Source organism: Paracoccus yibinensis, from assembly GCF_030846195.1.
Classification (GTDB): Bacteria; Pseudomonadota; Alphaproteobacteria; order Rhodobacterales; family Rhodobacteraceae; genus Paracoccus; species Paracoccus yibinensis.
Genome location: NZ_JAVCWH010000037.1, coordinates 1 through 10,277, shown reverse-complemented (window position 1 = coordinate 10,277; position 10,277 = coordinate 1). Strand labels below are relative to the sequence as shown.

Genomic DNA, 10,277 nt, shown 5'->3' with positions numbered 1-10,277 from the left:
CATTGTGGCCCGCAGGTGATAGATCGCCATTCCGTGTCGTGCTCAAGCAAGGGGTTCAAAGGGGCGTGCAGCATCCCCTTTGCCCACACAAACGCGCAGCGTTTGTATAAGTGGGCACTTCGTGACTTGCACCGTAACCACTCTGAGATCAGTCTGGCAACTGTTAGATGAACGAGGGATTGCAGAATGGCGCGAACCATTGATCAGCAGATTGCCGAAGCCCAGGCCCGGCTGGCCCGCCTCAGGACCAGGGCCAAGGCCTCCGAGACCCGCCGCAAGATCATCGTTGGGGCGGTGGTCACGACGGAAGCCTTGAGGGATCCGAAGATCGCCCGCTGGATGGCGGCCACCCTGCGCAAGACCGTCACCCGCGAGGTCGATCAGAAGGAGCTCGTGGGATTGCTGGCCGAGCTTGATGCCAAGGCGCAAAGCGCCGGGGCGGGTGAGCCGTGAGCGTCAAGGATCCCTTCGAGATCCTGGCCGACGAGATTACCCTGATCCGTCGCCAGATCGACCAGCTGCAGCGCACCAGCCTGGACCGGAAGGAAGCCGAAAAGCTCAATGCCGTGGTGGCCCAAGGCCTCGACCGCATGGCCAAGGTCGGCCCGGCCGTCCAGAGCCGCATTGAGCAGAGCCTGGCCACCGCCGCCCTCGATCTGCGCCAGCACACCGTCTATGCGGCCTCGGAGGGCGCCAAGGAGGCCATCCGCGAGGCGCATCTCGAAAGCATCAAGGCTGCAGGAGACCTCCGCAAGGCCGCCGGAGAGGCGCGTAGAGAGGCCTGGAGGTGGTTTGGCGGGTTCTGGGTGTGGTTGGCCTCTGCCGTCCTCACAGGGGCGCTCCTGGGCGTTCTGGCAGCCTTCTGGATCACCGGGCGTGGGGATGCCCGCGAGTTCGGGAAGTACCCACGCATCTTTTGCGAGCAAGCGGGCGGCAGGATCGCGACCAACACCGAAGGCTACAGGTTCTGCGGGGTCTGGATCGACAAGCTGCCTGAACCGAAGTGATCAACTTGCGGTTGTCTACTTGGACAAGTTGCCGGAAACGTCAGCGTCCAGCATAACCACCCCATCAGCCGAGCGGCCTTTGTGTTGTGGTTTGCGAGTTCGGACCGCTCGGCTCGAAAATCCCTTTCTCCTGGCCGAAGCCCAGCAGCATTGCGCAAGTGCTATTCTTAAGCACGATTGGCCAAGAAGTGTTTTCTCCCGAATATTCCGGATATATGTTTGAAAACATTACAGCCATGAGAGGTTTTATGAAGTCCTTTGCTGTTGCCGTTGCTTTGCTGCTGGCCACTCACATGCCGACTGCCGCCGTTGAAGCTGAAGGCAATGTCATCCAAGGCGTGGCATCCGTCATTGATGGCGATACCATTGAGGTTCACGGGTCACGCATTCGCTTGCACGGCATTGATGCCGCAGAAAGCGGACAGGTCTGCATGGAACGCGACGGGTCGGCTTGGCGGTGCGGGCAGGCGGCGGCTTTGGCTCTTGCCGACAAGATCGGCCGGACCCCGGTTCTTTGTGAGCAACTCGACATGGACCGCTATGGGCGCGTCGTTGCAAGATGCTTCAGCAACCGTGAAGACCTCAACAAATGGATGGTCAGTGAAGGCTTGGCGGTCGCCTATCGTCAGTATTCCGCCGACTACGTTGATGATGAAGTCCAGGCACGCGAAGCGCGAAAGGGCATGTGGCGGACGAAGTTCGACATGCCTTGGGATTGGCGGAAAGGCTCACGCAGTTCGGAAGCCTTCACCGAAACTCCGGAGATCCTGCGCAACCTTGTTCAGCGATCCTATTCTTGCAGTCCTCGACGGACCTGTTCGGCGATCGGGAGCTGCCAGGAAGCGCTCTGGTATCTGGAAAACTGCTCCTGGGGCGGCCGCCTTGATCGCGACAACGATGGTATTCCCTGCGAGAGCATCTGCTAGAGGATCAAAATCATCGGGCGTTAGAAGTATTTTAACGTGGCAGCCGCAAGCTGGCGGTGATCGCGATCCAATAAACTTATCAACTTACTCCCAAAACTCCTCCTAGATGCACCTTCTGTTCACTGCCCTTTTCCTTGCAGCCTGCTGGGCTGGGGTATGCGGTTAGTAGGAACGCTTTGAAAAGCAAGATTTGGTAAACAGTATGAAAATTAAATCATTTCTAAAGCACTATGCCTTGCAGAAGGGGCGATATGTTCGTCTATGGAAGAAGCTGGGGAGACCCACGACCTCGGACTGGACGGAATTTCTGAAGCGTCATGGTGGCTTTTACAGCTTCGGTGAAAATTGCTTCATCGCCCCCGAGACGGTCTTCACGGATCCCGGCTACACGTCCATTGGCAACAATGTCCGTATTGCAGGGGCTTGGATCTCGGGCCATGATGGCAGCATCAATATGCTCAACCGCGCCTATGGCAAGAAACTGGACTCAGTCGGTCCCGTCATCATCAAGGACGATGTCTTCATCGGGCGCGGCTGCACTATTCTGCCCGGAGTGACGATTGGGCCTCGCGTGCTGGTTGGAGCTGGTTCAGTGATTAGCAAAAGCGTGGAACCCAACTCAGTTGTGGCTGGAAATCCCTTACGGTTCATCCGTAGCCTGGACGATCATGTTGCACTGATGGAGCAGCGGACGGCCACCTATCCTTGGCGCGACATCATCGAGCGAAGGGACGGCGGGTTTGATCCGGCGCTTGAGCCGGAACTCAAGCGGCAAAGGATCAAGCACTTTTTCGGATGAATGAAATGAGACGCCCCTGCAGCTTTGCAAGGGCGTCTTTGTCTTATCAGACTGCGAGTTCCAGAGCGCCCTTGGAGACAGCCCCACGCCCGAATTGGGGTGCTCGATAGCCTGGTCCATAGTTGATCCGGAGTTCCGATACTCGGTTGCCGACAGGCTGCGCATCTCCTGGATTTCGCCAGCAAGGCGACAGACAGCAACTCAGGAATTGATTGTTCTCAGCTGCTGACAGCACAGCAAAGCGGAACAGGCGCAAAAATGCGTCCTCCGGACATACCTTTGTGTCGGTTCCGGCGCGGCGCTGCCCGCCGTTCGCCTGCTCGTGGGGCGGCCACTCACGGCGACCACCGCCGCGCCGGAACCTCCGCGTATAGATCATAAGAAGGACAGAAAATCAGACTCAATGATTTCAATATGATAACCCTGTGGATAAGCCTAGATTTGTCCTACCATAGGACACGCTGTGTCCTATCTGATTCGAAAATGGTCACGCTTTGACCTGCCTTAGGGCACAAAATGCTTTACATCGGACATAGATTGCTGAAGTTCGGACATGCCGCCCCCAAGGAAGTGCTATGTCTTTACCTTCAATCGCGCCTGCCCTCCCTCGAACTCATGGAACATGGGTGCAAACGGACAGGTCGGCACATGAAGCTTGGGCACAGTTCCTTGGATTAAAAGGGGCAACTGCTGCCTCTCGCGTGCTGCATATTCTTATTGCCCGCATGGGTGAGCGGAATGCTGTAGTGATCTCCCAAGGAGCCCTTGCAGATGAATTGCAGGTTGATCCTCGCACCGTGCGCCGCGCCATCGCCATGCTACGGGATCACAACTGGATCCAGACAGTAAGCCTCGGTGGGGCAAAGAGTGGTGTTCAAGGTTATATCGTCAACTCCCGCGTTGCTTGGCAGGGTTCAAGGGATGGGATCCGATACAGCGTTTTTGACGCCATGGTCTATGCAACGGAAAAAGAGCAGGAGCCTGGCACGATTGAGGATCAGGCCCCACTACATCGCCTACCAGAATTGTATCCTGGAGAGCATCAGCTTCCATCTGGTGACGGTCTGCCACCTGTGTCACAGCCTTTCTTTCATGGTATGGAGCCGGACCTCCCGGCCACTCGCCGCGAAGACTAACGCCCCAGAAAACGCGCCCAGAAGCCCCGTTTTCCAGGCTCTGCCACCTGCTCTGTAGGGCGTGGCAGGGCCTTCATCATCTCGTCAATGATCCGTCCTCGTTCATCTCGGACAGCTTCTGCACGCACCCTGCCCTCTCGTTCCTGATCCAGGTCCTCTTTTATCTGGGCAAGAGCCGCTTTCAGGGTTTCCACCTCTTTGACAAGTTCTCCTGACAAATCGCCAGAATAGCTTTGTTTTTCCACGTCAAGCGACTGTCCGATCCTGTCAATCTCGTTGCCAGGGTTTCCACCCCTAAGCTGGTAAAGACGGGCAAGCTCTGCGGTATCAATTTGCCAGCTTTCCGACCCTCCTGCCTTCACTTTTTGCCCAGATATCACACCATCCTTAAGAGCCTTTTGCAGGGTAGGACGTGACACATCATAAAGCTTGGCAGCCCTGGAAATGCTTATTAACGGCATGGCAATACTCCCTGTAAAGCCACTGTCCGCAAGCTTGTCATGGGTGGCAAGCCATTTCCACCTTTGGCTTTAAGGATCTTACCAAGAGTGCGCTTGATGACCTTTCACGCGGCTACCCAGCCGCCCGGCCCAGCACCTCCTCGGCCCATTGGTTCAGGCTTTTGCCCGACAGTTCGGCGGCCAGGGCGGCCTTGCGGTGAACCTCGGGACTGACCCGGAACATCACTTGCCCCGAATAGGTCTTCTGGGGTTCCTTGCCGATCCTGGCGCAGGTGTCGATGTAGTCCTCGACCGCTTCATGGAAGGCTTCACGCAGCCCATCCACGGTGTCGGCATGAAAACCCACCCCGTCGCGGATACCGGCGATCCGGCCCACGAAGATCCCGTCTTCATCGTTGTATTCGATCCGAGCCGCATAGCCCTTGTAGGTCATAGCATTGGTCATGGTTTTACCCCGATCCGGTCCAGGAAGTCGCGGGCATCGCGCACCTGGTATCGCTTGGCTTCCTTGGCGGGGTGCGGACGATGAAACGTCGCCACCTCGCCCTCCTTCTCGAACCGCACCCGCGATCCCCGCCCTTCGATCAGCCGCGCACCTGCGGCCAGCAGCAGGCCTTCGATTGCCGCCCATTCGATGGTGCCGGACACCGGATCGGCGAAAACGGTAGCCAGGGTCTTACGGTGCTTGCTGTTCATCGGGAAAAAATAAGATCAGCTAGCAGAAAACGCAAGCATTAGAGAGGGGTTTGGGGAAAGGGGGATGTTCTCAAGGGTAGACCATGCGGAATGCCCGCAAACATCGGCGCCCGTCTGCCGAACCCGCCCACGCCCCCTGACTCCCACAACCCCCGGCTGACTTCCTCCACCCCTCCCTGCTGGCCCATAAAACCTGTTACGGCTGAGACAGCAGCCAGGGGTTGAAGGGGGTACAGGGGGAAGGGAAGGGGCCGGGCAAAAACTGATATGTGCAGCGGGGGTGAGTGGCAGCTGACCGACCCTGCTGCTCAACCTTCAGGCGCGGCTTCGGCCCGGTATGGGTCTTATGGGCCAGGATCGGGAAGGGAAGGGGACAGGCAGGTTGTCGGGGTGAAGGCACGGCAAAGCTGCGGCATCCCCATGCGAGGGCGTCATCTGGCTGCACTGCATCCCGCCCTAGCATGATCGCCGCAGCGGGTCACAGCGTAATTGGCTCCTTGTCACAATGCCACTCCTCGCGTTCTCGGACCCGTTCCTGCTCCTTGATGCGTTCGGCCCCTGCACCCGTTTCTGTTCCTCAGCGGCGGAGGGAATATGTATTTGAACTCTTGTACTGGTTTTATAACTCAAAGAACGCAAGATTGCGCTTTCATCGTTTTCAATGACCTATCCAAGTAAGATTTTTTCATCTATATCCTTCCATAGCGTGAGAAGTTTCTCACGCATGCTATCCAGTGAGTATTGAGCATGGATATATTGAGAGGCACTCTTACGCATATAATCTAGGCGCGTAGGGTTTTGGCTATATTCGTCGGCAGCAGCTTCCACAGTGGCAACAAAACGAACTACATCGCTATCCGGTATTGGCAACCCAAATTCTGGCTGGAAGAACTCTTCCCCTCCAACTCCTGAGTAGCCTACCACAATACAGCCAGATGCCATTGCTTCTGCTGGCGGCAGTCCAAAACCTTCACGATAGGAGAAAGACAAGAAGATCAGGCTCTCGCGCAGTATGGAATCTAATTTCTCAGGACTGGCGCCATCTATCTTTACAAAATTCCAGCTGTTGAGGGCTGGTGATTTTTTAAGGCAATCCACGACAATACTGACTTCGTCAGCCCGCTTACGTGGCATATAGGCGATCTGCAGTTTTTTCTGTGACGTATAGGCTAGGCTTGGGCGACTAACGGCTTGTGGCACTACATAACTATCGGAATTTGAGAACTGCTCCACTGCGGCGCGTGATGCTTCAGAGGTAGTGATGATTATTTCGAACTTATCGATACAAGGCTCAGCATTCCCAAGGTCGCGTTTATAAGCTCTACAAAAACCAAACACATCCTGAGCCAGCAATATGCGGGGATTATTAGGGAAAATTGCGCTATATTCTGGATATAAGAATTCAGGAATAACAAAAACATCGTCAGGTCGCAGGTTCAAAAGATGGTTGGCGCTCCCTTTGCGAGGGCGGGTTAGGCGCGCCAAGCTTTCCAGTATTCTTTTTTTCCTTCCCATAAACTGGCGAGGAACCTCAGCAAGAGGCGGGTAGAAATATGCTTGGCAGGATGTATCGAAGAAATGATACCGGAAACCTGGTTGGCTATAGAGTGCTGCAGCCTCATAGCCTGCTTCACATAGGGTATCCACGAAGCGTAAAGCTACGTTAACGCCACCCACAGGTTTCGTTACATCGGGCAAAACGAAAAAATATCTCGGCATATTGGCTAAGCCTCAACGATTGGTACTAGATAGAGTCTCTGTTGTGAGAGATTGATCTTTGGGAAAGTGGCTATTAGAACAGCTTCTGCTGCATTATATTTTTCTTTGCATCCGCCAATTCCAGTATGCCTTTAGCATAATCATCCTTGTCCTTTTTCTGGCTACGCTCATGCCTTCGCACGAAGCTTCTGAAGCAATTCGGAGGGAGCCAAGGGATGTATTTCCTACTGTTCCCGTAGGCACCTTGCGAGCGGCACGATCTGCTGCGTGCACTTGGCTGCGCAGGGCTTATCGTTTGCAGATGTAGATGATGATTTGGTTAGGAAATTTATGGTACCTCATTAGCAACTGTATCTTTCAGCCGAACTAATAATCATGGTTGGCGCGACTCACATAACCTATTGGCAATGATGAAACCTTGGCTAAGTCCGTGAGGGGGTCAGAATAGTAAAGACGAAATACAGAAGGTGTTCAGTCCGCGCTGCTCCGCGCATAGACATCCTCGTAGCGGATGATGTCGTCCTCGCCCAGATAGCTGCCGGTCTGCACCTCGATCAGGACCATGGGCACCTTGCCGGGATTCTCCATTCGGTGGACGGCGCCCAGAGGCACATAGATCGACTGGTTTTCCGTCACCAGCGTCACCTTGTCGTCCACGGTGACGCGCGCGGTGCCGCTGACCACGATCCAGTGTTCGGATCGGTGGACATGGCTTTGCAGCGACAGGGCCGCGCCAGGCTTCACCACGATGCGCTTGACCTGGAAGCGGTCGGCGAGCGCGAGCGTCTCGAACCAGCCCCAGGGACGGTGGTCGCGCGGAAAAGCCGTGGCCTGCTTGCAGCCCCTGGTTTTCAGCGCGGTAACCGCATGGCGCACGTCCTGGGCGCGGCTCTTATCCGCCACCAGCACCGCGTCCGCCGTCGCCACCACCATCACGTCGGTCAGCCCGATCCCCACCACCTGCAGGTCGTCGCTGTCCGACCGCAGCAGCACGTCATGGCAGTCGATGGCGGTCGAGTTGCCGTCCGCGACCACGCCGTTGTCCGAAGGCGCTTCCAACAGGGCCTCGCGCCAGACGGCATCCCAGCCGCCCAGGTCCGACCAGCGTTCGGAAAAGCGCACAACGGTCAGGTTGCCGGCCTTTTCCATCACGGCATAATCGATGGACTGGTCGGGCAGGCTGTCCCACGGACCCTTGGCCAGGCGCAGGAAGCCGATGTCGTTCTTGGCCTCGTCCAGGGCCGCCAGAACGGGCGACAGGTATTCGGGGGCATGGGCGCGGAAGGCGTCGATCATCATCGCGGCCTTGAACAGGAAGATGCCCGCGTTCCACAGGAAGTTGCCCCCCGCCAGCATCTGCGCCGCCGTGGCCGCGTCGGGCTTTTCGACAAAGCGCGCAAGGGGCTGCGGGCCGCCGCCCTGCCCCGCCAGTTCCAGATAGCCATAGCCGGTCTCGGGGCGGTCGGGGGTGATGCCGAAGGTGACGATCTGGCCTTCCATTGCCGGTCCCGTTCCCTGCCGCACGGCGCGGGCGAAGGCCGCCTCGTCGGGAATGACATGGTCCGAAGGAGCGACCAGCAGCAGCCCCTCGGGGTCCTTGGCAGCAACCATCAGCGCAGCGACCAGGATCGCGGGGGCGGTGTTGCGGCCCGAGGGCTCGATCACGATGGCACCGGGGGCGATGCCCACCTGCTCCAGCTGCTCGGCCACGATGAAGCGGAAATCGGCATTGGTCATCACCACCGGATCGGCGAAATCCGGCCCCGCCAGCCTGCGGGCGGATGCCTGGAACAGCGTCTGGTCGCCCACCAGCGGCGCGAACTGCTTGGGAAAGCTCTTGCGGGACACGGGCCACAGCCGGGTTCCCGATCCGCCTGCCATCAAAACGGGGGTGATCTTGGTCATGACGCGGTCCCTTGCGGCCTATAGTCTGTGGCAGCGGATAAACCGACATATTGTCACCGAAAAGACCGCGTTTCCGTAAAGTACGGAAAATACGTAATACCTCATAGATGCGATCACGAAGGCAAGTCGGCTGCAGGGCCACCTATCCTTGTATGGTTTGGCTTGGCTTTGTTGATGCCGTCAGGAGGGGGCATCCACGCCATCAACAGAGCCCCCAGACTGCACATGTTGCTCTGTAATCACAGCTCATGATCCCATCCCCAGTCGTGCTCTCTCCGCTCCCGTTCGCGGACCCGCTCCTGCTCTCTGACGCGCTCGGCCTCCTGCACCCGCTGCCTCTCCTCGGCTAGGCGCTCCTGCTGCAAGCTGGCTGCGCGCTCGGCCGCCGCAACCGAGTCGATGCTCCGCGCCGCCTCCCGCAACCGCTCGGCCAGGCTCCTGGCACTCTCTGGTGCCCGGCTTTGGTGGCCAAGTTCCGGTTCGCTGCGCTCCTGCCGGGCCTCACGGGCGGCCCGCAGTCGCGCCGCCAGGTCCTGGGCGGCGTTCTGGTCTGAATCTCGGCTGGAAAGCTCCCGCTGCTGCTCTCGGCGCTGCCCTCCTCCGGCATGCGCCAGTTCGTGCCCGGGTGCCAGGCGCTCCACCGTCCGCCCCAGCCACTCCCGCACTTGGCCCGACAACCGTTCCGCCACCCGCGCCACCTCAAGAGCCTGCGCCTTGACCTCGCGCCACAGCTGCACCGCCGCGACCTCGATGCCGCGCTCCTTCAGTTGCCAGGCGCCGGGGGACAGCTGCGGCAAGGGCGCCCGGTCCAGCTGCACCGCCCGCACCGTCTCACGCAAGGCCTCAACCTCATCGCCCCGCTCCCGCGCCAAGACTGAGCGTTCCAAGGCTTCCTCACGTTGCGCCTCCAGCGTCCGGTGATCGATCCGCGCCTCGTGGCCGCAACGTTCCAGGGCATGGTTGCTGTCCCGCGCCCAGGCCTCCCGCCAGTCCTCCAGCAGCTCTTTGGCGTTCCAGTCGCGGTTCTTGGTGGAAAAGCCCTCGGGGCCGATCTCGCGGGTGGTCAGCAGGATATGGGCATGGTGGTTGCGCTCGTCGCCTTCACGGCCAGGCGCATGCAGGGCAATGTCCGCGACCATGCCGCGGTCCACAAAGGACCGCTGGCAGAAGTCGCGGACCAACTCGATGCGCTGCTCGCGGTCCAGCTCGGCCGGCAGCGCCACCCGGATCTCGCGCGCCACCTGGCTGTTCTTGCGCGTCTCGGCCGCCTCGACCGCGTTCCACAGCGCAGCGCGATCCTGGACCCAGTCTGGCGATCGCTCCGGAGCGAGGATCTCGACATGCTCGACGCCGCCGCGCGCACGGTAGTCGAACGACAGCCCGGTACGATGATCGTGGATGCGCTCGGCACTGCGATAGGCCGCCGCCGCCGTGGCGCTGCGCCCGGCCGAGCGGGAAATCATTGTGGCCCGCAGGTGATAGATCGCCATTCCGTGTCGTGCTCAAGCAAGGGGTTCAAAGGGGAGTGCAGCATCCCCTTTGCCCACACAAACGCGCAGCGTTTGTATAAGTGGGCACTTCGTGACTTGCACCGTAACCACTCTGAGATCAGTCTGGCAACTGTTAGA

General features: G+C 58.6%; 11 protein-coding genes. 5 read left to right on the top strand and 6 right to left on the bottom strand.

Annotated features, from left to right (window positions below):
* Window positions 1–186 precede the first annotated feature (186 nt).
* The 5 genes from RAH32_RS20795 (at window position 187) to RAH32_RS20775 (ending at window position 3,868) form a co-directional block, all read left to right on the top strand.
* Window positions 187–453, top strand: coding sequence for a hypothetical protein (locus RAH32_RS20795; protein WP_306610315.1), 267 nt, complete (start codon window positions 187–189; stop codon window positions 451–453).
* Window positions 450–1,007, top strand: coding sequence for a hypothetical protein (locus tag RAH32_RS20790; RefSeq protein WP_306610314.1), 558 nt, complete (start codon window positions 450–452; stop codon window positions 1,005–1,007). Before RAH32_RS20795 ends, RAH32_RS20790 begins: the two co-directional genes overlap by 4 nt.
* A gap of 215 nt (window positions 1,008–1,222) precedes the next feature.
* Window positions 1,223–1,933, top strand: coding sequence for a thermonuclease family protein (locus RAH32_RS20785; protein WP_306610313.1), 711 nt, complete (start codon window positions 1,223–1,225; stop codon window positions 1,931–1,933).
* 202 nt (window positions 1,934–2,135) lie between these two features.
* The gene (locus tag RAH32_RS20780; protein ID WP_306610312.1) at window positions 2,136–2,732 is read left to right on the top strand and encodes an acyltransferase; all 597 of its coding nucleotides are present in this window, start codon (window positions 2,136–2,138) and stop codon (window positions 2,730–2,732) included.
* A 626-nt stretch (window positions 2,733–3,358) separates the two neighbouring features.
* Window positions 3,359–3,868, top strand: a complete 510-nt coding sequence (locus tag RAH32_RS20775) for a helix-turn-helix domain-containing protein (protein WP_306610311.1) — start codon at window positions 3,359–3,361, stop codon at window positions 3,866–3,868.
* On the opposite strand, the gene RAH32_RS20770 is transcribed toward RAH32_RS20775, so the two are convergent.
* The 6 genes from RAH32_RS20770 to mobQ form a co-directional block, all read right to left on the bottom strand.
* On the bottom strand, window positions 3,865–4,329 hold the full coding sequence (locus RAH32_RS20770; RefSeq protein WP_306610310.1) for a helix-turn-helix domain-containing protein: 465 nt from the start codon (window positions 4,327–4,329) through the stop codon (window positions 3,865–3,867). The two genes, RAH32_RS20775 and RAH32_RS20770, sit on opposite strands and share 4 nt — an antisense overlap.
* Before the next feature lie 112 nt (window positions 4,330–4,441).
* The gene (locus RAH32_RS20765; RefSeq protein ID WP_306610309.1) at window positions 4,442–4,774 is read right to left on the bottom strand and encodes a type II toxin-antitoxin system HicB family antitoxin; all 333 of its coding nucleotides are present in this window, start codon (window positions 4,772–4,774) and stop codon (window positions 4,442–4,444) included.
* The gene (locus RAH32_RS20760; RefSeq protein ID WP_306610308.1) at window positions 4,771–5,025 is read right to left on the bottom strand and encodes a type II toxin-antitoxin system HicA family toxin; all 255 of its coding nucleotides are present in this window, start codon (window positions 5,023–5,025) and stop codon (window positions 4,771–4,773) included. The genes RAH32_RS20765 and RAH32_RS20760 overlap by 4 nt, the downstream gene beginning before the upstream one ends.
* A gap of 666 nt (window positions 5,026–5,691) precedes the next feature.
* Window positions 5,692–6,744, bottom strand: a complete 1,053-nt coding sequence (locus tag RAH32_RS20755; RefSeq protein WP_306610307.1) for a glycosyltransferase — start codon at window positions 6,742–6,744, stop codon at window positions 5,692–5,694.
* A gap of 471 nt (window positions 6,745–7,215) precedes the next feature.
* On the bottom strand, window positions 7,216–8,649 hold the full coding sequence (locus RAH32_RS20750) for a mannose-1-phosphate guanylyltransferase/mannose-6-phosphate isomerase (RefSeq protein WP_306610306.1): 1,434 nt from the start codon (window positions 8,647–8,649) through the stop codon (window positions 7,216–7,218).
* Window positions 8,650–8,888: 239 nt separating this feature from the next.
* The gene (gene mobQ / locus RAH32_RS20745; protein WP_306610305.1) at window positions 8,889–10,139 is read right to left on the bottom strand and encodes a MobQ family relaxase; all 1,251 of its coding nucleotides are present in this window, start codon (window positions 10,137–10,139) and stop codon (window positions 8,889–8,891) included.
* Window positions 10,140–10,277 lie beyond the last annotated feature (138 nt).